27 protein-coding genes are annotated in these 23,357 nt (G+C 40.7%); 9 read left to right on the top strand and 18 right to left on the bottom strand.

Going from position 1 to position 23,357, the window contains the following annotated elements:
* Positions 1 to 209 precede the first annotated feature (209 nt).
* From DVH26_RS19940 to DVH26_RS19955, 4 genes are all read right to left on the bottom strand, one after another.
* Positions 210 to 602 carry a hypothetical protein gene (locus tag DVH26_RS19940; protein ID WP_239624500.1) on the bottom strand — a complete coding sequence of 131 codons (393 nt, stop codon included), beginning with the start codon at positions 600 to 602 and terminating at the stop codon, positions 210 to 212.
* 183 nt (positions 603 to 785) lie between these two features.
* The gene (locus DVH26_RS19945; RefSeq protein WP_239624502.1) at positions 786 to 1,034 is read right to left on the bottom strand and encodes a hypothetical protein; all 249 of its coding nucleotides are present in this window, start codon (positions 1,032 to 1,034) and stop codon (positions 786 to 788) included.
* A gap of 76 nt (positions 1,035 to 1,110) precedes the next feature.
* Entirely contained in the window at positions 1,111 to 1,650 is a 540-nt protein-coding gene (locus DVH26_RS19950) for an SMI1/KNR4 family protein (protein ID WP_239624505.1), read from the bottom strand.
* Positions 1,651 to 2,241: 591 nt separating this feature from the next.
* Positions 2,242 to 2,571, bottom strand: a complete 330-nt coding sequence (locus DVH26_RS19955) for a hypothetical protein (protein ID WP_239624508.1) — start codon at positions 2,569 to 2,571, stop codon at positions 2,242 to 2,244.
* A 1,056-nt stretch (positions 2,572 to 3,627) separates the two neighbouring features.
* Between DVH26_RS19955 and DVH26_RS19960 the strand changes: the two genes are divergently transcribed.
* A complete protein-coding gene (locus DVH26_RS19960) occupies positions 3,628 to 4,029 on the top strand; it encodes a VOC family protein (RefSeq protein ID WP_239624510.1) in 402 nt (133 codons plus the stop codon).
* Positions 4,030 to 4,508: 479 nt separating this feature from the next.
* Here DVH26_RS19960 and DVH26_RS19965 read toward each other — a convergent pair whose 3' ends face one another.
* The 3 genes from DVH26_RS19965 to DVH26_RS37345 form a co-directional block, all read right to left on the bottom strand.
* On the bottom strand, positions 4,509 to 5,093 hold the full coding sequence (locus DVH26_RS19965; protein WP_239624513.1) for a YdeI/OmpD-associated family protein: 585 nt from the start codon (positions 5,091 to 5,093) through the stop codon (positions 4,509 to 4,511).
* A 464-nt stretch (positions 5,094 to 5,557) separates the two neighbouring features.
* On the bottom strand, positions 5,558 to 6,436 hold the full coding sequence (locus DVH26_RS19970) for an SDR family NAD(P)-dependent oxidoreductase (RefSeq protein ID WP_239624516.1): 879 nt from the start codon (positions 6,434 to 6,436) through the stop codon (positions 5,558 to 5,560).
* 282 nt (positions 6,437 to 6,718) lie between these two features.
* Positions 6,719 to 7,282: a hypothetical protein gene (locus tag DVH26_RS37345; RefSeq protein WP_481857525.1), complete on the bottom strand. Its 564-nt coding sequence runs from the start codon at positions 7,280 to 7,282 to the stop codon at positions 6,719 to 6,721.
* A 133-nt stretch (positions 7,283 to 7,415) separates the two neighbouring features.
* Between DVH26_RS37345 and DVH26_RS19985 the strand changes: the two genes are divergently transcribed.
* From DVH26_RS19985 to DVH26_RS19995, 3 genes are all read left to right on the top strand, one after another.
* Positions 7,416 to 7,964 carry a TetR/AcrR family transcriptional regulator gene (locus DVH26_RS19985; RefSeq protein WP_239624521.1) on the top strand — a complete coding sequence of 183 codons (549 nt, stop codon included), beginning with the start codon at positions 7,416 to 7,418 and terminating at the stop codon, positions 7,962 to 7,964.
* Between the two features lie 211 nt (positions 7,965 to 8,175).
* Positions 8,176 to 8,460 carry a helix-turn-helix transcriptional regulator gene (locus DVH26_RS19990; protein ID WP_239624523.1) on the top strand — a complete coding sequence of 95 codons (285 nt, stop codon included), beginning with the start codon at positions 8,176 to 8,178 and terminating at the stop codon, positions 8,458 to 8,460.
* 566 nt (positions 8,461 to 9,026) lie between these two features.
* Positions 9,027 to 9,431, top strand: a complete 405-nt coding sequence (locus DVH26_RS19995; protein ID WP_239624526.1) for a VOC family protein — start codon at positions 9,027 to 9,029, stop codon at positions 9,429 to 9,431.
* A gap of 508 nt (positions 9,432 to 9,939) precedes the next feature.
* Here DVH26_RS19995 and DVH26_RS20000 read toward each other — a convergent pair.
* The 5 genes from DVH26_RS20000 to DVH26_RS20020 form a co-directional block, all read right to left on the bottom strand.
* On the bottom strand, positions 9,940 to 10,503 hold the full coding sequence (locus DVH26_RS20000) for an SF0329 family protein (protein WP_239624528.1): 564 nt from the start codon (positions 10,501 to 10,503) through the stop codon (positions 9,940 to 9,942).
* Between the two features lie 828 nt (positions 10,504 to 11,331).
* Complete coding sequence (locus tag DVH26_RS20005) at positions 11,332 to 11,688, bottom strand: nucleotide excision repair endonuclease (RefSeq protein WP_239624530.1); 357 nt, start codon at positions 11,686 to 11,688, stop codon at positions 11,332 to 11,334.
* Between the two features lie 159 nt (positions 11,689 to 11,847).
* On the bottom strand, positions 11,848 to 13,416 hold the full coding sequence (locus DVH26_RS20010; RefSeq protein ID WP_239624532.1) for a tetratricopeptide repeat protein: 1,569 nt from the start codon (positions 13,414 to 13,416) through the stop codon (positions 11,848 to 11,850).
* Positions 13,417 to 14,045: 629 nt separating this feature from the next.
* Positions 14,046 to 14,234 carry a hypothetical protein gene (locus DVH26_RS20015; protein WP_239624534.1) on the bottom strand — a complete coding sequence of 63 codons (189 nt, stop codon included), beginning with the start codon at positions 14,232 to 14,234 and terminating at the stop codon, positions 14,046 to 14,048.
* Between the two features lie 582 nt (positions 14,235 to 14,816).
* Positions 14,817 to 15,419: a TetR/AcrR family transcriptional regulator gene (locus tag DVH26_RS20020; RefSeq protein ID WP_239624536.1), complete on the bottom strand. Its 603-nt coding sequence runs from the start codon at positions 15,417 to 15,419 to the stop codon at positions 14,817 to 14,819.
* Between the two features lie 202 nt (positions 15,420 to 15,621).
* Between DVH26_RS20020 and DVH26_RS20025 the strand changes: the two genes are divergently transcribed.
* Together DVH26_RS20025 and DVH26_RS20030 are read left to right on the top strand one after the other, a co-directional pair.
* The gene (locus DVH26_RS20025; RefSeq protein ID WP_239624538.1) at positions 15,622 to 16,074 is read left to right on the top strand and encodes a hypothetical protein; all 453 of its coding nucleotides are present in this window, start codon (positions 15,622 to 15,624) and stop codon (positions 16,072 to 16,074) included.
* Positions 16,075 to 16,261: 187 nt separating this feature from the next.
* A complete protein-coding gene (locus DVH26_RS20030; protein WP_239624540.1) occupies positions 16,262 to 16,633 on the top strand; it encodes a DUF3574 domain-containing protein in 372 nt (123 codons plus the stop codon).
* A gap of 283 nt (positions 16,634 to 16,916) precedes the next feature.
* Here the strand turns inward: DVH26_RS20030 and DVH26_RS20035 are convergent, their stop codons facing one another.
* Positions 16,917 to 17,429, bottom strand: a complete 513-nt coding sequence (locus DVH26_RS20035; RefSeq protein ID WP_239624542.1) for an SRPBCC family protein — start codon at positions 17,427 to 17,429, stop codon at positions 16,917 to 16,919.
* Between the two features lie 96 nt (positions 17,430 to 17,525).
* On the opposite strand from DVH26_RS20035, the gene DVH26_RS20040 reads away from it, so the two are divergent.
* On the top strand, positions 17,526 to 17,711 hold the full coding sequence (locus DVH26_RS20040) for a hypothetical protein (RefSeq protein WP_239624544.1): 186 nt from the start codon (positions 17,526 to 17,528) through the stop codon (positions 17,709 to 17,711).
* A gap of 313 nt (positions 17,712 to 18,024) precedes the next feature.
* Here the strand turns inward: DVH26_RS20040 and DVH26_RS20045 are convergent, their stop codons facing one another.
* A complete protein-coding gene (locus DVH26_RS20045) occupies positions 18,025 to 18,369 on the bottom strand; it encodes a winged helix-turn-helix transcriptional regulator (RefSeq protein ID WP_239624546.1) in 345 nt (114 codons plus the stop codon).
* 120 nt (positions 18,370 to 18,489) lie between these two features.
* Between DVH26_RS20045 and DVH26_RS20050 the strand changes: the two genes are divergently transcribed.
* Complete coding sequence (locus DVH26_RS20050; RefSeq protein ID WP_239624548.1) at positions 18,490 to 18,912, top strand: YybH family protein; 423 nt, start codon at positions 18,490 to 18,492, stop codon at positions 18,910 to 18,912.
* Positions 18,913 to 19,094: 182 nt separating this feature from the next.
* Here the strand turns inward: DVH26_RS20050 and DVH26_RS20055 are convergent, their stop codons facing one another.
* The 4 genes from DVH26_RS20055 to DVH26_RS20070 form a co-directional block, all read right to left on the bottom strand.
* Positions 19,095 to 19,763 (bottom strand): Type 1 glutamine amidotransferase-like domain-containing protein, encoded by a 669-nt coding sequence (locus DVH26_RS20055; protein WP_239624551.1) that lies wholly within the window; start codon positions 19,761 to 19,763, stop codon positions 19,095 to 19,097.
* A gap of 318 nt (positions 19,764 to 20,081) precedes the next feature.
* A complete protein-coding gene (locus DVH26_RS20060; RefSeq protein ID WP_239624553.1) occupies positions 20,082 to 20,450 on the bottom strand; it encodes a VOC family protein in 369 nt (122 codons plus the stop codon).
* Positions 20,451 to 20,786: 336 nt separating this feature from the next.
* Positions 20,787 to 21,236 carry a MarR family winged helix-turn-helix transcriptional regulator gene (locus DVH26_RS20065; protein ID WP_239624555.1) on the bottom strand — a complete coding sequence of 150 codons (450 nt, stop codon included), beginning with the start codon at positions 21,234 to 21,236 and terminating at the stop codon, positions 20,787 to 20,789.
* Positions 21,237 to 21,826: 590 nt separating this feature from the next.
* Positions 21,827 to 22,192, bottom strand: coding sequence for an HsmA family protein (locus DVH26_RS20070; RefSeq protein WP_239624557.1), 366 nt, complete (start codon positions 22,190 to 22,192; stop codon positions 21,827 to 21,829).
* 621 nt (positions 22,193 to 22,813) lie between these two features.
* Here DVH26_RS20070 and DVH26_RS20075 point away from each other — a divergent pair.
* Positions 22,814 to 23,332, top strand: coding sequence for a DUF3231 family protein (locus tag DVH26_RS20075; protein WP_239624559.1), 519 nt, complete (start codon positions 22,814 to 22,816; stop codon positions 23,330 to 23,332).
* The last annotated feature ends 25 nt before the right edge of the window (positions 23,333 to 23,357 follow it).

A 23,357-nucleotide genomic window follows, 5' to 3' on the forward strand; every position in this document is an offset into this window, starting at 1 on the left:
TACTTCGTCGTTATCGTTTTGAACTGACCAAACGGTAAAGTATTTTTTAACATTGTATATAGGGTCTATCACGGCAGCCTTCCCACCCGTATCATTCCATTTTTTCTTAAAGATATCTATCCCGTTCAGCAAAAATGAGTCATCTCAGTACTTCCGATAAACACCCAATCCATTCTTGCCCTCCTCCCGTTACCTTAATAAAGCTTAACTTAAGAAGCTATGAGATGTTTACCTCGGTAATAATAAACCTTGCTTTTAATAATTTCTTCAACAGCATTTGCGTATTTGGGAATTAGTTTATTTACGACATAATAATCATTATACTTTTGAGGGTCGTAATAAAAGTTGTTATCTATACTCATTAGAGATATGCCGAAGTTACAGCCTTGAGGGACGGATGAGTCCCATTCCTGTAGTTTCCCTTCCTCAAATGGCTTCGATATGTTTATTGATATGTGGTCATCATCGTATGTCCATGCCCAATTGTTTTCATTCTCGTAATCAAATTCGAATTCATTAAGATATAAGGCATTTCTTAGTAATTCAACAAAGTGATCTAATGTTAGTAACGATTTAAAAGCCAAATGTTCATGTATTACCATTGCACTACACTTCCTTATTTTAGAAGTAGTCACAACAAGTTCTTCATAACAAATATAATTATATAAGCACACAATGATATATCCTGCCCAATAACTTAACGAGGCTTCAGTCTAGTACCTGCAGCAGCCTCGTGGTGTAAGCATTGCTCTAACGTACCCGTTAGTTGAATAATTGTTACTCTTTTATTTAGATTCTTTTATCTTCTTGAATAAAACCTCAATATCCAAATCTTCATCTAACAATTTAATAGGGATTGGTTCTGCCCCACAAATCTTACAAACCAGAGGGTACGAATCTGTCAGTATAAGGCATAGTGTATCTTTATCAACTTCAATTACCTCTGCATAGTAACATTCTGCTGAAATATCCCTTGAATAAGTTTCGTTCATGAAACATTCAAATAATACCTTGAACTTGTATTTTGATTCCATTTACTCAATCCCTTTTAGAATCAGCTACTGTTTCTCTTGTATTTATTCCGCTATAGTACCCATTAGTTGAACCCAGCTAATGAACATTAAAAGAAAAAAACTCAGTTTTTTTGTTTGGAAAAGGAAAATCATCAGGAAAGGAATCACAAACTATTTCTTTCATTATTATCTGATATAAGAACTCAGTCATGATAATGGGGTAATGGAAGTACTCAGATGATCTCGAGGTATATACGACTATTGTCCACTCGTCAGGGTTCCCAAATGTTAGCCAATATAACTCGTCTCCATTATCAGTGTATCCCCAAGGCAGAATTCCCCCAGTTGAAGGGAAAACCTCATGTTCGAAGTATTGTGGGAAGGCTAGCTTAGATTGTAGATATGCAGTACATATTTCTTCTTTTCTCTTCAAAAAATTAACGTTTTCATCTTTTACAAAGGGATTTAATATCCATAGGAATTTATCAATCCCGCCTGTCCCATAGGTATTAATAAATTGTCTGTAATCTGAGGGAACTTTTGTTCCAAGTCTATTTATAAAATATTCCCATTGCAATTGATCCCCGCAGTTAAATGGTGTGGTAGGAGGAGGAAGTATATCAATTAACTTTTTCAACTTAGAGCAACCCCTTGTTAACATTCTTTAACCATTTGTGGTTGGTTCTACAATACCGTTATGGATCCTCTTTAATCCCATTATTCTGCCTGTTACTTTAATGAACGAAGAGGAGCTTACAGCGTTACAAGCTCTCCACTATCGTACCCGTTAGTTTAGCCGATAGCCAAAACGCGTACCGTTACCGAATTAATTCATCCAATCCGAGCCGATCTACCATAATGTCTCCATCTTGGAGTTAGAGCACAGCTCGTTCAGATTTATAGTCCCAGCCACTGCTAATGGCGTAATGAATTAACTTAGCACAAACCAATGGTTGGCAAAGATTAGTTGCCCAATTGATTTTCCAAGAAAAGAAAATCAAGAAATATGATGTTTTCGTATTGGACGGATAAATCTTAAAACTAATGTGCTCGTTTTCAGACCATTAGTCGATTACACAAAGAAATGGATAATCGTCGACTACAATTTTCTTGAATTCCTTTGTAAAAAGCTTCAATAGTATTAATTCTCCTCATTAAAAGTTACATATCCAAGGACTAAGCTGACTGGCGGGCTGCCGTTATCTCGTTTTGGAACCATCCTCTCCCATTATTTCAACGATAACAGCTTGTTTTCTGAATGTTTGAAACTTAATAACGCACCTTTCTCCCTAGGTTTCCAACCTTGTATGATTGCCTCCGAAATAATTAAAGCTATTTCAGCAGGCATCACGATTTTATTATTGAGTAATTCAACATTCGGAAACTCCACCCAAAATTCGTTGATGTCTGACTCTATCGCAACTCGGAGCAATTGCCCTTTCACTTCATCATGCTGAACGGTTAACGTAATAATACCTCTTGCTGATGGAGTGATTAGCCATCTGAATGGCTCTTGCCCGACAATAATCTTTCTTGACCCTTTTTTGCTAATTGTCATTACTTCAACTCCAAGTTTTAGTCCCACTCATTTTAACACATATTGGAACTAGACTCCCGTTAGCGTAACGCGGCTGCCGATCATGTCCGGCAGCCACATCTTGGTTATTCATCGAACTAACGTACCCGTTAGCTTAATGTGTAACCATCGTTTTAGTAGTTCTAGAACTCATCGATCAACGAAATCCCTTTAGTAATCTTCTGGATATAGGTTTATACAGCTTGCTCAGTTCATGAAGGAGACCTGTTATGCGTCCACATTGTTCATAAAGTATTGAATTGCCTAGGCATTCCGGATATCCGATTTTTCTGCCAGGTGCGTGGTTGAAGGAAGTTACGTAAAAACCAATTGTACTCCCATGGATAAGTTCAATATACTTTCTATCAACCGAAGAAACTGGGTCAGAAATCGACAATCCATTCTCCGAAAGATAACGAATCCATTCTATTTCAGCTGCGAGTCCTTCCAACGTCCGAAGAGTGCGATTCATCCCGGTTATAGGAATAAATAAAGTTTTGGAAGCCCCCGATGAAAGTCAGATCTTTGGGGCTGATCCCAAACCGCTCAGCACCCTCAGTGATATATTCGTCCAGGAACATATATTTTATTTTTGGATCCATGTTTTCTCCTTGGTAATTGAATCAAGATTGAATACAATAATTCCCAACTCAGTACTATTACCCAATTTTAATAAAAGCAAAGCCTGGTGACATATAAGAGCCCCACTTTCAAGATATTTCTATTACATATCAATCATACCTAATCCAGCTTTTTACAGTCAATGAAAATGCCTGAGTCGTTGCAATAAACTGCCCGCGAGCGTAACGCGGCTGCCGATCTATGCCGGCAGCCGCGTATTGATTGTTGATTAAACTAACGTACCCGTTAGCTTAATAATAACTCATCATCAGTTGGTAAACCTCCCAGTCGACTTCTTTGATGATGAGTAAATGGTCCTTGTATCATTTATGTTGCGGTTTCTTTTATAAGATTCGCTTCTGCTGCCAGAAGTAGAGTATAGTAGGAGTTGAAAATATATTTTAGGAGGCTACAGTCATGTCACAGGAGATTTGGATTAACCTGCCGGTCAAAGATGTTGAGAGGTCAACTGCTTTTTTCAATGAGATTGGATTCCATGCGGTGAGCGTTGGTAACGAGAGAGCCAAACTTACCATAGGCCAAACAACGATTCTGCTGTTCCCGGATGCGGCCTTTGAGAAATTTACAGGTTCAAAAACCGCAGATACTTCACATAGTGCAGAGGTAATATTTTCCATCGGCGCTGAAAGCAGAGAAGAAGTAGATGCATTTATTCAAAAAGTAGAGTTTGCCGGAGGAAGCATCTTTGGCAAGCCGAGTGAGATTGACGGCTGGATGTACGGCGCAGGATTTGCCGACCTGGACGGTCACCGCTGGAATCTGCTGTATATGGATAAGAGCAAAATGCCGAAACGCTAATATGAAAGCGCCGGTCACCTGCTTAAGGTTACCGGCGTTTTTTACACCCCATATAACCTCATATCTGTCATTCAACTCAAAACGTTGCTTAGAAGAGTGAAACTATTACAAATCACCTGGGTTAGCCTATGTTAATTTATTGGTCTTACATAAAATAGATAAACACATATTGGAACTAAACTGCCCGTTACTTTAATGAAAAAGCAGCCGATCATGCTGAACGGCTGCGTCGTAACATTTATTATTGGAACTATCGTACCCTTTAACTGAATACACAAGCCCTTTTCGCAATGGATACTGCCAAATTTGCTCCTGGCGGCTGATTTACTTTCCGTGAAACACTGAAAAAAAAAGCTCGAACCGGGTGGAGCGAGCTTTTTTTTCTTTGATTTGCTTAGTTTTCTATATCGTTGATTTTTGGATCCACCAACTGTAGTTGAACTATCGTTCCCAGTTAGTTCAAAATCGATAGGGACTGATTAGGGATATATTTTTTCACCTTTTTCAAGCATCGCTACAAACTGTTGAATTCGTTTCGCCCGGGTTTCTTGCTTCTTGGCATTATGGATTCTGAACAGGATTGCATATTTATTCTGGCTATTCAACGTATCATAAAATGCCTTCGCTTTGACATTTCGCTCAAGTTCAATTGCGAAATCCTCAGGCATAGAAGCGATACTTTGCGATTCGTAGGCCTTATCCCATTGTCCATTCTTTTTGGCAACTTCAATCGCTTTGAACCCAGAGGGCTGCATTCTTCCATTTGTTATGAGAAGCTCTGCTTTGTCTTTATTTACTTTCGACCAGATGCTCTTAGCCCTACGCGGAGTAAATCGTTGAACCCACATTTTTTCATTAAACTTTTCCTTCTGGCTGTCAACCCATCCGTAACACAATGCACTTTCAAGTGCTTCATCGTAGGATACGGTAACCACACCGGAATTTTTTTTCGAGATTTGCAACCGGATTCCCGGTGAAGTGTCATGATTGTTCTCAAGCCAATTCTCGAGAGATTGCTGTTCGCCAAAAAACATAACCGGTAATTCATTGGACTTATTGATCACTTGAATCGCCTCCTACTTGTAGTGTACTTCAATATAGTTGACAGATACAGTCAGTGATAGTCTAGCCTTGCTTGAGCTATTGCTAATATCTCAATTCCAGAAACAAGCCACCGAGGTGCGAGTAAAACTGTTGAACAATACTGCCCGTTAGTTCAATAAAAAGAACGCTCCCGCACCTTCACTTGGGCTACCACTAAAAAAATAGCTTTGAAGCAACTACAAAAATCATTTGCTCACGTTGCTTGTCATTAACCTGAAAATAAACCTCCCCCAAAAAGTAGCAGCACAGGTTCTCCTTGAAATAACAAAATTTCTGCTTGTATTTTTCCTTGATCTTTTCTAAACGGTCCATAAAAAATTTACCTCCATAATGTAATAATAACTATGTAGATATTAGCCCTAGAATATACGGACCAAGAGTCCATATTTTCAAAAAAGCTTTTTCATGGATTACAGTTCTTTGATCAAAAAAATGGAAATAACAACCTTGTCTGGACTATTCTAGTGTATCGTCTTACCATTTTACGAATTCTTGCGAAAAAACTCATTAACTTCCGTCCAGGATAGGCATTTACCCCTTGCTGAAGTTCGTCTTCCTTCTGTTCTGCACCAGCGATGGCATCAGTATTTGCAATCCAACGGAACGGTGGTTCCCTAAGGTTTGAGATGGTGACTAGCGCCGTTACAAGCTTGGCCGGAGCGCATTCGTGTCCTTCATTCTTTTCTTTAATGAAAGCCCGGAATTGTGGATTACGCTCGGCGTAGTCATCTATAGATAGCTCAGCCCAGAATGTGAAGCAGCTTGGTTCGACAATAGTCGTTTTGATGCTGTATGGAGCTAGTGCAAAATGTAACGCCTCCATCCAACCCTCTAAACCTAACCTCGAAGAAGCGTACGCAACGTTGTATTCAAATCCGACCAGCCCAACAAGTGAAGAGATTGAAATAACATGCCCTGAACGTTGCTTACGCATCACAGGTAACACGGCACGGGTTACGTTCATCGGACCGAAAAGAGTGATTGAGAATTGACGTTCGATCTGTTCTAAGGTCTGTTCCTCGAAGGAGCCATCATAAAAGCTACCAGCGTTGTTGACTAATACGTCTATTCGTCCAAATCGGTCGACTGCCAACTTCACGGCGGCCTCTGCATTAGTTGGATCAGTAATATCAAGTTTCACTATCAATAGATTTTCGTGATCACCAAGGATTGTGGCTAACTTATCTGTATTACAACTAGTGGCAACGACCTGGTTGCCTTCGGCAAGGTTTGCTTTTGTGAGCTCGACGCCCTTTCCACGTGCAGCATCTGGGATGAACCAAACTTTCTTATTACCCGACATGGTATCTCCCTCATTTCGCCTTTAATCCTCTTTCATAGAATTAACTGGCAGATTACAGCAGACTTATCCGCACAAAGTTCCAATTCGTTAAGCTAGCTACTACTTGAGGTAGCATTCTACTGACCCATCGTTGAACAATTCCTTTGCCTGCCGCTACGATCAGCGTCTGACCCAGGGATGAGTATGCCATGCTGTCCGTGTGCCTGGCTCGAAAGTGACGCTGGCTCCAGCAACGCGTGCAGGATCAATAGTGGATCAATGCGAACCACGCCGGTAAAATATTCAGACGGTCCTTTCCCGATGGTTGGGATCCAACTCTTCGAATTTCCACTTTCTAGGTCCCTCCGTTAGAATCACGTATTTGTTTCTGCGTTGTTGCTCCCGCCGCTTACCGTCTCCACCTTCCTGATGAAGATAATGTTCGATAAGATGGCCAGTAAACTGGTTGTAAAAATAACGATTCCAAAAGGGATGGCTGAATTCTCGCCCGCGAAGTCCCACAAGCGGAGAAGTAACTGCACCCAATGCAAATTGAAGGGTGCCCAGTACAGCAGACGCACTCCCCGCAATATGTCCATGCGATTCCATCCCTAAAGTAACGGAAACTGGACCAATGATCCCAATGGATACAGCAAATAAGAAGGTTGAAATAAATATCGCCGGTAAAGATCCCATAGAAAGTACTGCTGCCAGGATCGCAGAAGCAGAAATAAAGGATAGCAATAATCCAATACGAATTATAGTGCGTTCGTCAGCCGACCAGCCGATTGTTTGACAACCTGCGATCCAATCATAATAGCAAGACCATTCATTGCAAAGAGGATCGAAAATATTAATCAAATTCATTTGATTAATCAACTTGTGTCTATTATTATATAATTTAGAACGCAAATTCAATGGTTAAAAAACTGTGATTTGTTGATATATCAACGAAACAACCGAAATTGTTAAGTAACTTAGAAAGTTTGGTGGGAGTACGATGGCTAAAGTGGATCGTAGAATTGTGAAAACACAGGAAGCTTTGAAGAAAGCTGTTATTGAACTAATGACTGAAAAAAATTTCGACGATATAACCATTCAGGATATCGCAGACCGGGCCAACCTAAACCGCGGGACCATTTACCTTCATTATCAGGACAAATTTGATTTATTGGATAAACTCATAGAAACACACCTTAATGAATTAGGAGAGATGGATGAATGGGCATGTGAGATGGATTGGAACGAGGCTCTTGTACCTTATTTTGAATATTTTGAGAAAAATTATTTATTTTTTTCGACCATGTTAGCAAGCAAAGGGGTGCCGTCAGCTTTTAGAACGAGGCTTCTTGCTTCTTTTATTGAAGGATTCAAAGGTGAGATTGACCGAGATAGCGGAAGAAATGCAGATTTACAAGAAGATGTGATGCTACAATATGCCGGTACCGCTTATGTAGGTGTAATAGAATGGTGGATCAGAAACGGGATGCCCTATCCGCCTCAAGTAATGGCTAAACAAGTCGGAGCTTTGTTGGGGAGAAGTCTCTAGTCCATAACTAACAATCCTTCTGGGCTTGCGACTTAGGTAGCGGTGATTTGCCCGTTTACTAAACGCCTAAACGGAATCGGCCCAAAGGGCTGCATGTTAGCTCCTGCGCATGTTTGTGATCACTAGATATTTTTAGTATTTATTACATTTCGTCATCACACCATAGTTCAGAAATTAAAAAGACCATCAAGAATATTCTCGATGGCCTTTGATGTTAAAACCGATCGGCCCGACCATGGATTTTGCGGAAGGGATCACCATCAAGGAAATATCCAATTACGCCGGGGGAGACCGCACTCACTTCGGCAAATCGTTCCGCAAAGCATACGGCATGTCGCCGGTCCAATATTTGCAGCAGTTGAAAATGAATGCGGCCAAGACGCTGCTCAAGGAAACGGAGCACAAGCTGTCTGAAATTGCTCACTCCATTGGCTATCCGGATCTATTCACATACTCGAAAGCGTTCAAATATGCCGCCAAATCAGTACAGGCATAAAAACTAAGACCGCCCGGAACAGATTCTTGGCACAGATCGGCCATCGGAACAACACAGAATTGACAAGAATTCTGTTCCGATTAAACAAAAAATCCGTCACATCAGAGGATCATTATCTGACTATAGTTTCTTGATTACGCTCTTTTCTTCAATGATAAAACAATAAGTAATAAAAAACCTTTAACCATCTTGGCATCGCATTCAAATACACCTCAACATCTATTTAGACGTTATTCACTGCTAATGTTATTTCCATAAAATCCCTTTGCCGATTTATCAATCCACATATCCCTCCCACCATCCGTCGGGAATGAGATAATGTTCTTGTCACCCGACAGTCGTGAATGATCTTGTATAAATCGTCCATATTACACCCCAATGTTTTATTTTGTGTACTGACGCATTCCGAAAACAAATTCAGTAGGAAGCAAAAAAATTTAAAACGCTACTGACATACTGTTGTCAGTAGCGTTTATTTATAATCGGAGTAAGTAACCGTAAAGTATTTAGGCTCTAATTGATATGATATGGTATTGTATCCTTTATTAAAGGAAGGATGATATTTCGTGAATTTTGCTTCTGTACGCATCATTACCGACGACGTGGATCGTCTCGTCGAGTTTTATGAGAAAGTCATGGGTGTTTCCGCGGAACGCCCCGCACCCGTCTTTGCTGAACTCGTTGTGCCATCGTGTACCCTGGCGATCGGCCACTCCCAGACGGCGCAACTGTTCGGAGCTGGTTCCGCTGTGGCGGCCGACAATCACTCTGTCATCATCGAGTTCCGCGTCCACGATGTCGATGCCGAATACGAGCGCCTGAAGCCGTTTGTCGACGAGTGGGTAAAGGAACCAACCACGATGCCGTGGGGGAACCGTGCTGTGATGTTTCGCGATCCCGACGGCAACCTGGTTAACCTCTTCGCCCCGGTTACCGAGGAAGCGATCAAACGGTTCAGCGGTAGACGTTGACGCACAGTTGAAGTGTGTGAGGCGAATTTCGTAGTTAGTAATTTGCTGATCGCTTCATAGAAAGAGACAGACCATAGCAACGAGCTATGGTCTCTTCATTTTATCTAGGTTCTTCATTATTTATCGATTCCGACCGCCAATAGAGAATTGGTTGCTTTTCGAAATAACTTTTCTTGAATCTTACTTAAATGAGAGCCTTCCCCACACCCTGCATCTAATATGCTTGTCAGTTCATTGGTTCGGAGTTGATTGATTATTTTATATCACAGTAGTTAAGGGATCAAAAAATCCGCTTTTGCTGAGTCAAATAAACCCAAAATATTTGTTAAAAAGATAGATGGGTTAAGTGATCTGTACCTCTCCTAGTTCATTCTTGCATGACGAAATAAACTGCCAGTTAGCTTAATACGGCTGCCGATAAATGCCGGCAGCCGCGTAGTAGTTGACTATTAAGCTATCGTACCCGTTAGCGTAATCGCTAGTTCGACTCTTTTTTTGTTTATTTTTTTCATAATGTACTAAGCCGTAGTTCAAAAAAATACTGTACAATTGGATGCTTTAACTTCATCTTCTCGGTCAAGTTTAAAATTCGCTTTTTTCCAACTCGTCTGTCAACCAAAGCTAGAATATTCAATAAGATATCGTTGCTCTCTATGCTTTCCTCTATAGAAATGGATAAAAACTTATTAGCTACAACGATAAAATTTGATTTACTTAATGATGACTGTGCTGACAAAAGCTCCTTTGCATGTTCTGATATTTTTCTACTTCTTGCGATTACTATTAAACGATCCTCCGGAACACTCCCTTTGGTATCTTTTCTAACCGCTTCAATTTCTTCATTGTTGATAGGAAGCTGGATATCTGAATCATTCTTAATTTCCAACTCCGTCTGATACCATTTGATTAAGGTATCACTCATATTGAGTACGTTCTTTTTATCTACCGCAATATAACAAAGTCCTGCTTTATCTGGTAAATAGCGGTAGCTTGTTGAAAGATATTCGACCCTTCCATATAACGCAGGACTGAGAAAGCTCTCCAGATGTTGCTTCAATTTGCTCCAGGCCATTTCATCCTCCTATTTTTTATAAAATACCCATTAAGGCACTCGTTCTATTATCCATAATACAATAACCAACACATCGATCAAAGCAACCTTAAACCCAATCCTCCCTCCTCTATGTTCGAGAATGTATTCGAATTCGTTTCCCCGACTAAGAAGCAGTTCCGATATTCAAACCTAACTCGGACCCTTAACTCGGATGCTGACCGTTGCCGGTTTCTTGACATCCGAATCATGGTACCGATTTAGTTGTAATACACGAAAGATAAGTAGTTACATATTAAGGTACATACTCAACGTTTTGTTGGCTGTATCTGCCCGTTATTGTAACAACAAGGACATATGATCGTCTGGCCGGCTGCTGCATGACTTTTTTAGAAATCCAACCCACTAAAACAACAAAGCTGCCGTTCTAAAACGGCAGCAGCCTTCTCACGGTGCTATTACGCTATCGTACCTGTCCCTCAGTATTAAGGGGTTATCTCAAGTAAACTCACTCATTCGCGGGTTTTCATCACTTTGGAATGCAGTGGTCCGTAGGAAGTAGATTTATTCGCCAGTAATACACAGACCCTTTTACTTGTCTTCCTTAAGTTGGTAAAGGGTCTGTTTTTCATGACAATCTTCCTGAGTGTATGGACAATCACTTTATGAAGCGGGATCTTAATCGGCCTATATTCTTGACACTCAACATGAAAAATTTGAAAAAGCATGAGAACGGTGCAAATACCGAACTCATGCTATATGGAGTTTAACTATATTACTGTCTAACTCAAGCTTCAAACCTACTGCTGACTATAAAGCTTCCCATTATGCATTAGAACATCCATACCTTTAGTTGTATAACACTTTGTCTATATTGTATTTAGCCCTGTACTTATTAATGATATAGGTTTCGTAAATTTCTCTATCGACCGGGTCCTCAACTATACAAACCGCTATTTTAGTAATTTCGTTTCTATGATTTTTGATTGGTGATACAGTATCCTCAAAATGTTTTTTTATCCTTGGCCGTAACTTCCTCGCTTTACCGACAAATAACATCTCCTCTTTGTCGTTGTAAAACATAAAGATGCCACCCTTTTCCCTGGTAATTAAGTGGAAATCAGTAAACCCGTAAATATTGCTTAGCTCGGGACTATTCTGTTTGGTAATGGTAACATCCGGTGTGGGAATGGTAATGTTTATCACGATCGTTCACATCCTCTTCAATATAGGTCTATATACTAACACAAATTCCACGGTAAAACCATTTTTCTACTTTGAAGGAGTTAACTGATTTGTCTCCCCAAAAGACAACAGCTTTGGAAGAGAATACAACGTCTAGTTCGCCTTTTTGATTGAACTTTATCAACGCAACTCAAATTGTTCATCAAAATGGCTTATCAACGCCAATGCCTCCTCATGATCAGGCTCAAGATCTAATAATTTTCGTATGTACCTCCATGCATCTTCGACTAAGTCTAACTCGAAACAACAAATGGCTAGACAGTAATATACGGTTGAAATGACCTCATTCGGTTCTTGATGTACCGATATTTCCAAATACCGTTTGGAGTGTTCGTACATGTCCATCTCAAACAGTACCAATCCTGCATCAAGGGCTAGATCATAACGCTGCTCCATGACGTAGTATGAAGACCACATCAGTTGTATGCCTCTTAAGATATCCTGCTTTTCTTCATCGTTTGCCTCCGGCAACAATCTGGAGATCTGCTTCGTGCTTTGAATGAAAAATTCCGCGTCATATCCACCCAAACGCCAAAAACTTAATATTTGCTCTAGTTCCATGCTATCTAGATTGCGATCTACCCAACCTTTCATAACAAAAAATTCATCTGGACCAAAGCGTTCAACACAGCGACGATAAGCTAATCTCATATTTGGATATTCCATTGGTTTTTCTAAATTGAGGATACAGCCAACATTTATATTTTTATAATGATGTGGGGGGAATAACGCCGCGGCTCCTCTTTTTTCAAAGACATGCTGAATCGCATGGTAGTTTGCCGTTAAAGAAAAACTTCCATGTAAGACCAATACCGGCGGTTCTGCGAATTTCCAGTTATCTAGTAAGTGATCTCCTTTGTCTGCTGTTATTAATAGGAATCCCGCTTGAGACAACAGGTTTAAATGCTCTAAACAAGTTATTCCAGCGGCTGGAAATAAAATATGCGAGTCTTCTAGTTGTTCCTGATAAAGGGAAATGACATTACGGTAAGGATAGGTCTCTTGTTCGTACTCAGGCGCTCGTCGGTGCTCATAGTGTAAAGTTATTTGATCTAACCATTCTGATGGTTTAAGTGAATCACTATGTTCGGGATATTCGATATAAACATCTGTTTCATAAATTTGCCCATCACCAACATAAATCAACTCTTGTGGAATGCTATCAAAAAAGTAGTTGGCAACAATGATTAATGGTTGTTTTAAATCTCCTTCACTAACGGTTGTACCTGATACAATGAGGTTCAGTACTTTATCATGGACAGCATCAAATCGCGCAAAATCAAGTACTCCCTCAGTGATAAAAGATTGTAGAGCGGGATGTTCCTTCCAAGCCATAACATTGTTCATCGCCAAATCCGTCATGATATAGCGGAACCGAGGCAGTGATATCCCAGCGTAGTCTCTTAGTTGACACAACTCATGCAAAACATGGTACGCAAGGCGTCCTGCTCCTGCTCCAAGCTCCACAATTAAAACAGGATCTAAAGAATATTCCTTATTCGCGCGATCTTGAAGAAACCCAAAGATCATTTCTGCATATGCATTAGCGATCATCGGATTACTCGTTATATATTGAGGAACTTGGTCATTGTTCCAGGCCTTCGTTCCTTCCTCTTCATAATATTGTCGCTGGACATTCCATATAGGCGCTTCACTGAAGCGGTAACGTTGTTTGTTAGTACCTGTCATTTATACGATCCTGCTCTCTTGAAATATTACCTATAACTTACCTTACTAAGTACCTTTTTTATACGACAATGATTTCTACACACTTTAAAAATCCATCTGGTTCCGACAATCCAAGCGCTACCTCTAACTTCCGCCGTGATACTCGTAATAAAAAACTTCACCGAGATCACATCATAACGGGTCGATCAGGGTTTGTCTAGTTCTTTCTTCCAAAAGCTTACTACTGTATAATTTTTAAATGCATAGAAGCCCATTGCTTTTTTCGTTCGAAGCCAATTTCGTCCATCATTTTTATGGTTTCTTTTACATTAGAGTTTTCGACTCTCAATTCCATAGATCGACTTAAATAAATTGCTCCCTACTACTAATATTCCTAACTATATTACTAATTTTCCCAATTATCGAAGAGTTAATTCATTAGTAAATCCTATGCCTACGTACCAAGAACCAGCCAATAAAAAATCAACGGTTAACATCCTCCTAATCACAACATCATATGAGGAACCAATTCCGACGAATTAAAATATAAAGAAGGCAGCCTAGTCGGAGACTGCCATAGTAGCCATCATTAGATATTTTTATTTGTTACATTGCTTCTTATTTCCGTCACATTTCTGACATCCCTTTTATTAGTTTAAAAGCTTAGCTTTAACTCGTGCCTTTTCGGCTTCTTCTTCTGTAAAGCCTTCTTTAATCAACTGCTTTTTAATTCGTACAGCAAATAGATCTGCACCCAATTCTAGCTCTGGTGTATCAGCAGCTTTATAACGTCCAGACATAAGTTGAATAGCATTATTTAATTTCTTTTTCTTCTCCACACCCTCACCTACTTTCAACTGTTCACATTATCTTTCCTAAATCTCAATCATGACACAAATCCACCTACATTAATGATACTAATTTCCCTACAATAACTATCAATATCACAACAGTAGGTATCACAACATTATTTTACAATTGAAAAAACGTTTAATCCAGCAAGATATTTTTCAGCTGCTTTTTCTCATTATTAAAACATATTTTTTTCAGACAATTTATTTTAGTCTTCTCCTCTTTATTTTGATACACCCTGGCCATCGGAATGTGCATGGAACCATCCATTGAAGCATTTCTGGAGAAGTAGTCCCGCGTAGTTTTTTGTTTGAGTGACTTGTTCAGACAGACTTCACGTTGGCCGCATTTTCAAATTGCGCTTCCGCTCAGGCAGACCCCTTCCTGTGTTGAAAAAAAGGACCCGCAAACTAACGGGTCTCCTTCTCTTTTTCATAAAGTATTCTTGACCATGCAGGTCATTACACCTGACTCGTGAAGCGCTTTAACCAATCCTCGTAGAAATACCATCTCCTGCTTTGTTAACGTAGTACCGGCATCTAAAACTAATTTTATGAGTTAATTCATTTTTATTGATTGATACAGAACATTTCGGTGAGTTTTAATTGTTCATAAACATCAATTTCTGGATCAACCATTGATCGAAGTTCGTACCCTTCTAATAAACTGATTAGCATATTGACCATTACAAGAACATCTATATCAGTACGGATTTGTCCAAGCTCTTGTCCTCTAATAATAATCTTTGACATAAAATCAACCCAAGCACGATATTGTTTTATCATCCATTCACGAACAATTTGATTTTTCCTTGAAAGAACGACCATTTGATAATAGGCAGCAGTCCATAACTCCCGATCTACTCCCCCCGTACCTACATGTACTAGATGCATTAATCGTTTTAATATCAATTGAACATTGCATGTTTCATCCGATAATTCTTTTAAAGTCTCTTCTACGATGTGATCAAAATCTCGATCTAATCGATTTTGTATAACTTCATACAACAAATCTTCTTTATTCTTAAAATGGACATAGAATGAACCCTTTGTTTTTCCCGTTCCTTTCATAATGTCATCAATGCTCATTGCATCATACCCCTTATCTGCAAGAAGTTGAAATGCAGAATCGATAACTTTCTTTTTAGTTTCTTCACCAGTTGAGTACTTCATATAAAAATTAGCTCTCCTTTACCAATCCTGTAGTTAATAGTACGAACAAGGGTTCAAGAATTAGCCTAATAATGAACCCTTTTTCCTAAATCAAAATATTTGTAAATTTGGGTATTGACTGGATGGATAATTCTGTATATCATGAAAACATTCTAACCGGTTAGTATGATTTTGTCTATAATCTAATTAAGGAGTTGGTTTAATGACATTATCTCAAAATAATGCAAAGAAGTGGATGTTATTATTTGTTTTATGCTTTTCAATGATTTTTGCATTTTTTCCACAGTCCAAAGCAGAAGCTTCTGGAACTCGGACTTTTACTACTGAGGATGGTTTATGGGACAATACTGCTTATCTTACTTACTGGCCAGGAACGAATATTGTAGAAAAGAATGTACAAGTTGATGTTTGGAATTTAACGAGAATATCAGATAACTACAACCCATTTGCAGTTCGTCCTACTCAATTATCCGTTCGCTTATGTAATGCTAGTTCTAAACAATGTACAGAATATAAAACATTCAACACAATTAAATCAGGTTATGGACGGGTACAATTTTATAACGTGTTACCTGGAGTCTATAATGTAGACATTAAGGATCATATCTATTGGACTAAAGTAAGTGGCAAAAACCTTGTAATTGAATGGAGATAACGATCCCTTTTGGCAAATCCCGTTTGCAAAACCCTTGATTTCATCCTCACTCAATGGCCCATTAAGACTGAGGTAGCTTTAACAAAATCCCCCTTTTTTAATTCGGAATTCCCATTGAATCACAACTTCAACCACATGTATAATATCACAGGTATTTGAATATCACACAAGCAAAGGAGATCGGCTAATGAAGAAGAGATTCTGGACCATTGGACTATCATTTGCATTTTTATTGGCTTTATTGATCGTACCCGTACAGCAATCATTCAGTGCACCCGAAACCTCTGCCAATGCGGGCAGCATCTCCAGCAGCGCATTGAATGGGCAATATCATCTGGATAATGTCGTAAAAATTTATGTTCCTTCCACGATCAAAGGAGATATACCCATCAGTAAGGAAGCGCATGAAAAGCTCGTAGATCAGGCGCTTACGCAATTTTCAGATTGGTTCGGAGGCGCTACGGCTGTCGAGGGAACAGGCGCTTGGATGGACAAAGATAAAAAATTGATCAAAGAAAAAGTGACGATTGTATATGCATTCGCTGATAAGCTGGATTAAGAGGATGTGAATCGAGTCGTTACCTATGCGAAGCAAATGAAAGAGGATCTTTTGCAATCTTCCGTATCCATCGAAGTTGACGGCAAGATGTTTTTTATTGAATAATTCCAATTGTCAGATGAAAATAAAGAATTAGATTGACGCGATAAACGAAACAGCAGCAGCCATGGACGAGAAAATAAAGTCCTAGACTGCTGCTGTTTTATTGAACAAATATTCCCAACTGAAACGTAATGTTCAAAGTGATTAAAGTTTTTTTGACTGATTAAATTTTTATCGCATTCTAATTCAGGGAGACAAGATAGTCGGCAAGTTTATCGAAGGTACCCTCAAGATCTTGTTGAAGCTTTGGAGCCATACCTTTATAGGTTTCTTGTTCCTCAGCTGAAGCGTTCATAGGGTAACCTTTCAGTTTTAAAACAGTTTTACCTTCGTCATCTTCTAGCGTTATGATATTCATAATTTCAAGAGGCCAGCTCACGCTAAAAGGCGCCCGGACCGTATTGCCTTGCTCATCGGAAAAAGATCGGATATAAGCCACTTTCTCAGGTTCGACAACCTCTTGGTATGCAAATTTCCCCCACATAACCTGATTTCCGTCAGTAGACGTCTGAATACCTAAAAACTCGCCACCTGATCGAGCGTCCATTTTAACTATTTCAAGGGTGACCCCTTTTGGTCCCCACCATTTCGCGAAATGCCCGAGTTCTGTCCATGCTTTAAATACGAGTTCGCGAGGGGCATCGAATACACGCGTAATTGCAGTTTCGAACGATCGATTCAGATTGTTATCCATGAAAATCCTCCTTGTTTTTCATGCAGCGTAAACTGGCCCCTTCAACAAGAAGAGTTCTGCCACGATACATGATCCAGCTTCTGCGAGAAGACGTACTTGGGTTTCAATCGTCGACGCTGCTGGCAATGGCTGGCCAAGCCTTTCCATCAGCTGGTAGATTTTACGTCCAACAAGCAGACCATCGGACTGGTCCATCAGGTGCACCTGGTGGAGCTCCTCATCCGGAATCACCTGCGTGTGGTCACAGTAACCGCCGAGTATCACATTCATCATAAGGATTAAACGTCCTCATATGCAGCTTCCTTAAGTCTACATTTTATCATCCAAAAGCAGGCCCGGTTTCTCATGGATTGCTAATGTGCACAGTACGGGCCATGCCTAAATTGATGGTAAATATTCTGTTCACCTTCTTGGATCAATTTATTACAATTAAACTTATTTATTTCAAGGCGGTCACCAGGTTAGCCTGCCCGTTACTTCAAAGAAAAAAGGAACAGATGCCAGCTGCGGCGATCTGTTCCTGGTCTTTGTACTGTCGTTAGCTCAATGACCTATCCCTGATAATTGATACCTGCGATCGATATAACCCCAAGTTTCAACTCTCTGTAACTTCTTTTTTTTGAAGTGAAATGTAATGCTCCCCCACCTTTATCATTTGCTCCAGAATGGGTTCCAGGCTTTTCCCAAAATCGGTTAAGCTATATTCAACCTTCGGTGGGACGGTCAAAAAAGCGGTGCGTTTAACGATATTGCATTCCTCCAGCTCCCGCAGTTGTGTAGTAAGAACATGCCTGGATATGCCGGATATTAACCGTTGAAGTTCACCAAAACGTCGGGTCTGCTGAAGCAGTTCAAATATGATCCTGGGTTTCCACTTCCCACTAATCATTTGTAGCCCCACTTCTACAGGGCAACCAAAGGTTTCGTTCTGATAAGGCATCTTTTACCTCCACATAGGTCAGTTTTTTATGACTATGTCATCTTATTCTGCGTACTTAATTTAATGCTGGTATTCAGATAAGCTAGCATATATAAACATCATATAGAAAGAGGCGATTCTATGAAACCCCCCATTCGTGATATAACCGTCATGAATCCAGAAGATATGAATGCTGCGTTTGCAGAAGCTTACAACTCAGGTGACATCGATAAATTGCTTGCTCTATACGAACCGGACGGTATTCTGGTTAATCCGAACGGCGGCTATGATCAAGGAATCGAACAAATCCGAAAAACTCTAGAGGAACTATTGCGACTACAAGGCAGCATGATATCCAAGAATATATACTGTATCCCTTTTGAAAATATCGCTTTGCTCCGGGCACATTTTATCCTTCAAACTGTAGGTAAGGATGGGAATCCAATACAAATCCTAGGCCACACTTCTGAGATACTGAGAAAACAGCAGGACGGCAGATGGCTCTATATCGTTGATCACCCATATGGGGCAGAACTATTAAGAGGAGTAGATTCGGCCGGTTAATATAAAAAAACAAAACTTGGCGATATTTATGCTACTGTTCAGTGCATATGGTAATAACTAACCTCCCCATTAGCACAACGCGGCTCCCGATATCCAAGCCGGCAGCCGCGTCAGTTGTTTATTCAGCTATCGTACCCCCACCATTCAAGCAAGTTACCTTATATGTTAACAGCGGAGTAATATCAGGGCGAAAAAAGTTTCCAATGCCCTTCAGAAACAACTTCGACTGTTCCGTCGATCACTTTGATGGCGGTCTGATCATCAATCGCATACGCCGGCCCCTGCATCCCGGCCGCCCATCTCTCTGCAGCAGCCATTGTGTTATGCGGCAGCATCTCGTGATCCAGATGCGGAAACATTGCAAAATCAACCAGTCCCAGTGCTTCATCGCCACCGTTGGGTGGAGTCCAGCCAACGAAGAATTCCCCGATGTTAGGTGCCATCACCATACTCCCGGCGCTCATTCCCACATAGACTGCCTGCAGCGACGGCAAGAGATCTGCCAGCCCGGATTGCCGCATCCAGTAGCACAGGTAGAGGGCGTCGCCGCCCGCCACCAGCAGGACGTCCGTCTCCCGGACCAGCGGCATCCAGCGGTCTTCGCCGATGCTTGGCAATGCTGTGAGCTCCAGCACACCGATGGACTTCCAGCCCAGGTCGACCATGGGATTCTCTTCTTTCCCGCTGATGAATTCCCAGGCTTTGACGCCGGGGCTGACCCAGGGGTGTCCATACATCGCGGTGGGGATGCACAGGGCGTTAGAGTGGGCGATCGGCTTGCCCAGCATGCCAACCAGCGCGTCTTTTATGCTTTTGTTATTGATGCCACCAGATGTAAGCAGAAATTTCATAACTTCACTCCTTTTCTTTGTGTGCGTCTGAGGTTTATTCCATTAGACTTTTCAAACGAGGGTGCGGACGTCTAATCAAACATTCATTTGCGTTTGTAAACTTCGTAATTTCCCTAATGCCTAGGTGTTCGACAAACGATTGAACTATCCTGCCCGTTACTTTAATGAAAAAGCAGCCGATTTTGCTGAACGGCTGCTTCGTATCATTATTAAACTATCGTACCCGTTAGCGCAATGAGAGCTGTGGATTTTGTTCCAAATACAAAAGAGTCTACGAGTCGCCCAAATAGGACGACTCCGCATCTGGACTTCTCAGCATTAAGTTCGATAATAGGACAGCACCCAGCACACGCCGTTTCGGTCGGTAACGATGGCCAGCAGTCCGTTAAACGGAGCTTCATACGCTTCCGAATTAATAATCCCTCCGGCCGCAAATTCTTCGTAGATCCTTTGGAACGCTTCCTCCGTCTCGATTCTCAAGAAAATTCTCACGTAATCGCCTTTCATTACCGGCTTTGCCGCTTGAGTATCAGCAAACTTAAGGGTTGCCCCCTCTACATGCAGGTCCGCGTTAAGCACCTCTTCCCCTTGCTTACGGAGAATGGCAATCTCGCGACCAAACACGCTTTGATAATACTTGATTTCGTCTTTGCAATTCTCCACTACGATAAACGGATTTGCTATCATCAATTACATCCCCCTAAATTTTATTTGATCCTATTTGGAACGCGCGATTTCAATGGCATGAGCGACTTCTTGCTCGATATTTAAATAATAAACGGATACCCAGCCCAATCGGGATACATACGATACGACCTTGCGTTCCCTTCTTCAATCCATCGATCACGTTCCGTTTTCGGGATGAGCAGGTCAAACAAGCGGTTGCCTTGAAGATGCTTTCATTACCGTTCAACTGAAATTCTAACCCTCCGAGCCAATGAGGGTGCATAGTAACGCCAGCCCCAGTCAACAGCTCTTCGGTCAAACCTGCCCCTCTGTTCCCGCTCATCTCTTCATCTCCTCCTACTCGCTCAGATTGCGAAGCACGGTTTTAAGCAGGTCTACCAATAAGTCATACTTCTCATCGGTAATGCCCTTCCGAGTTTTGTTCTTAACGCGGTCCAGCGCTTCCTGTACCTTCGGAACCACCTCACGTCCCGATTCTGTCAAATAGAGCAGCTGATAACGGTTATCGGTGGGATCGACTTCCCTCCGAACGTATCCTTCTGCTTCCAGCTTGGTAATTGCCTTGGCGGTAGTCGTCTTGTCAATGAGCAACTTCTCGCTTAACGCCTTCTGCGTAATTGGCTGCTGAAAAGCAATCGCCATCAGAAATATATACTGCCCGCTTCCGATTCGATATGGCGCCAGCTCGGCTGAGATCAATATCTGCATGTGGCGATAGATGGCTGAGATGTATTGGCCATGCGATTCCGTTGCGCCCTTATCAGGTTGTCTCCAATGCTCGCTCAATTTACTCTCTCCTTAAATAGGATGTTATTGCAACTAATTTCATGATACGCCATATAGGATGCTATTGCAACTATTTTTATGTAAAATCCCACCATATTAGTCACCGCAAAACCTCGCTCTATTTTTATTTTGCCTCCGTCGCGTCGCCTGCCGCTGATGAGGAAATATAAAGTTCTTTAATGAGATCGTCGGAGATACTTTGACTACCGGTTATATGGATTTACCGAAATATGGAATAGAGTTTATTTCGCTAATCTGCCCTTTAGGTTAATGAAAATGGAGCAGTCGCCTCTCGGCAAACTGCTCCATTGAACATAGAACTAACGTACCCATTAGCATAACGACTTACTTTGAAGATCAATACTAAAGCCTTATTGTATGTAACCTCTACGCAATCAGGATCGTAACGTGAAGCTAATACAAATTCCTGTAACGCCTTATTTTCATTGGGCATATAAGTCATTACCAATATCGTTCTCAAAAGGGGTATTCAACAAATAATTTCAACTCGGCTTACTATCGTTGAATCTTCACGAATTTTCAATTTGCGATACTACAGAAGCATGGCAACTCTCCACATCTCATAAGCCTTATTTAAAAATGCTTAAAGCGACACCGATCAAATAAGGAATCAACCACAAACCCCAAACCACCAAGCTGAACTTATGAAACTGCTGGATTTGTTTTTCTTTTTTTCTCCATAATACAATTGTTGCCCATATCGCATGAATAAACATCAAAATCAGGGCAATCGCTCCAGTAATACCGTGCAAATTGATTTCTCTGCTTGTATTCAGCTGTTGCATAAAGCTAGTACCTATTCCGTCAAACAATAACCCGGCAAAAAAGAAAACTAAATGATTCGGTTTTAATCGACCAGAAAGTTTTTCGCCCCAAACACCGATTGTATAAGCAACTAGTGCTAAGTTAATAAAAATAACTGCTAATGCTAACATGGTATAGTTCCTCCTCAGATACATTTTGCTTCCCAGCTCTTTATGATTTAAGTATAGGAAGCGAGAATGAACGGAGAATGAACAACATGTTACAGATGAGGAAGCGTTACAGTAAAGAGAGGTCCCTTATTCGAACTGGCCACGCAGAACACATAATTTGACACTTCTGACTCCTCAGGCTTAATAATAACCATATTATTTACAAAAAACTTACTTACAACATTGGAGCATTCAATGCCGTTTCGATATTGGCAAGTCCAGCCGCAGTTGCTCATTATCGTTCGATGGGTGTTACCAACCTTGCTCCATCGTATAATATATGTACGGTGGCTTTCTTGTGCTATCTACCCTTAATTGCAAAATAAACTGGAAAGGTAAAAGCTGCTAATGTACCTACAATACCGGCGATAATTTGAGGGGTTATAAATGATTTAGACACATCTTCACCTCCGTTATTTAGTTTCATTTATTATTTCATAATTAAATACTTTTTATGAAACTGATACGTACGAAAAGCAAGTGAACTAGAATGAAAACTGTAATTCTATAGGAATAAAAGGAACACCCCTTAGACAAAATAAATTTCGTTTCAATTAACAACTACAACGAGGAGCTGTTACAGTGGGTATTTTAAGTGGAAATCCGAAAGATGAACCGTTGCATTATGGCGAAATCTCTAGTGTATGGCAATTCTCTACGAAAGCGAAAGGGTGTATCTCTGCGTATCGGGCATATCAATACCATGCTGGAGACAAAGAACTTAAAAAAACATTAGAAGAGCTAATTGATCAAGCAGAATTGGAAGTGAGCGAATGTGATACAATACTCTCGCAAAATGGAATCACTCCTTCCCCTTCACTTCCCGATAGACCGGAAGCTAAGCTTGCGGATATCCCGGTTGGAGCACGTTTTACAGATCAAGAAATTGCCGCAATGATTGGAGCCGATACATCTATGGGATTGGTGGCATGTTCACAAATAATGGGTATGTCCATTCGTGAGGATATTGGGGCTCTGTTTGCAAAGTATCATGTTACAAAGACTGCTCTAGGTTTGAAAATTTTAAGAATGAGCAAAGAAAAAGGTTGGCTTATACCACCCCCACTTCAAATAAAAAGACCTGAGCTAGTAGAAGCCTAGCCTTTGATATTTGATGCTTTACACG

This window comes from Paenibacillus sp. H1-7 (assembly GCF_022354825.1).
Classification (GTDB): domain Bacteria; phylum Bacillota; class Bacilli; order Paenibacillales; family NBRC-103111; genus Paenibacillus_S.

Bases quoted from the DNA above. Each gene is read 5' to 3' on its own strand.
- DVH26_RS19940 (WP_239624500.1), bottom strand. From the start codon at position 602: ATGGTAATACATGAACATTTGGCTTTTAAATCGTTACTAACATTAGAT.
- DVH26_RS19945 (WP_239624502.1), bottom strand. From the start codon at position 1,034: ATGGAATCAAAATACAAGTTCAAGGTATTATTTGAATGTTTCATGAAC.
- DVH26_RS19955 (WP_239624508.1), bottom strand. From the start codon at position 2,571: ATGACAATTAGCAAAAAAGGGTCAAGAAAGATTATTGTCGGGCAAGAG.
- DVH26_RS19960 (WP_239624510.1), top strand. From the start codon at position 3,628: ATGTCACAGGAGATTTGGATTAACCTGCCGGTCAAAGATGTTGAGAGG.
- DVH26_RS19970 (WP_239624516.1), bottom strand. From the start codon at position 6,436: ATGTCGGGTAATAAGAAAGTTTGGTTCATCCCAGATGCTGCACGTGGA.
- DVH26_RS37345 (WP_481857525.1), bottom strand. From the start codon at position 7,282: ATGAATTTGATTAATATTTTCGATCCTCTTTGCAATGAATGGTCTTGC.
- DVH26_RS19985 (WP_239624521.1), top strand. From the start codon at position 7,416: ATGGCTAAAGTGGATCGTAGAATTGTGAAAACACAGGAAGCTTTGAAG.
- DVH26_RS19990 (WP_239624523.1), top strand. From the start codon at position 8,176: ATGTTAAAACCGATCGGCCCGACCATGGATTTTGCGGAAGGGATCACC.
- DVH26_RS20000 (WP_239624528.1), bottom strand. From the start codon at position 10,503: ATGGCCTGGAGCAAATTGAAGCAACATCTGGAGAGCTTTCTCAGTCCT.
- DVH26_RS20010 (WP_239624532.1), bottom strand. From the start codon at position 13,416: ATGACAGGTACTAACAAACAACGTTACCGCTTCAGTGAAGCGCCTATA.
- DVH26_RS20020 (WP_239624536.1), bottom strand. From the start codon at position 15,419: ATGAAGTACTCAACTGGTGAAGAAACTAAAAAGAAAGTTATCGATTCT.
- DVH26_RS20025 (WP_239624538.1), top strand. From the start codon at position 15,622: ATGACATTATCTCAAAATAATGCAAAGAAGTGGATGTTATTATTTGTT.
- DVH26_RS20030 (WP_239624540.1), top strand. From the start codon at position 16,262: ATGAAGAAGAGATTCTGGACCATTGGACTATCATTTGCATTTTTATTG.
- DVH26_RS20035 (WP_239624542.1), bottom strand. From the start codon at position 17,429: ATGGATAACAATCTGAATCGATCGTTCGAAACTGCAATTACGCGTGTA.
- DVH26_RS20045 (WP_239624546.1), bottom strand. From the start codon at position 18,369: ATGCCTTATCAGAACGAAACCTTTGGTTGCCCTGTAGAAGTGGGGCTA.
- DVH26_RS20050 (WP_239624548.1), top strand. From the start codon at position 18,490: ATGAAACCCCCCATTCGTGATATAACCGTCATGAATCCAGAAGATATG.
- DVH26_RS20055 (WP_239624551.1), bottom strand. From the start codon at position 19,763: ATGAAATTTCTGCTTACATCTGGTGGCATCAATAACAAAAGCATAAAA.
- DVH26_RS20060 (WP_239624553.1), bottom strand. From the start codon at position 20,450: ATGATAGCAAATCCGTTTATCGTAGTGGAGAATTGCAAAGACGAAATC.
- DVH26_RS20070 (WP_239624557.1), bottom strand. From the start codon at position 22,192: ATGTTAGCATTAGCAGTTATTTTTATTAACTTAGCACTAGTTGCTTAT.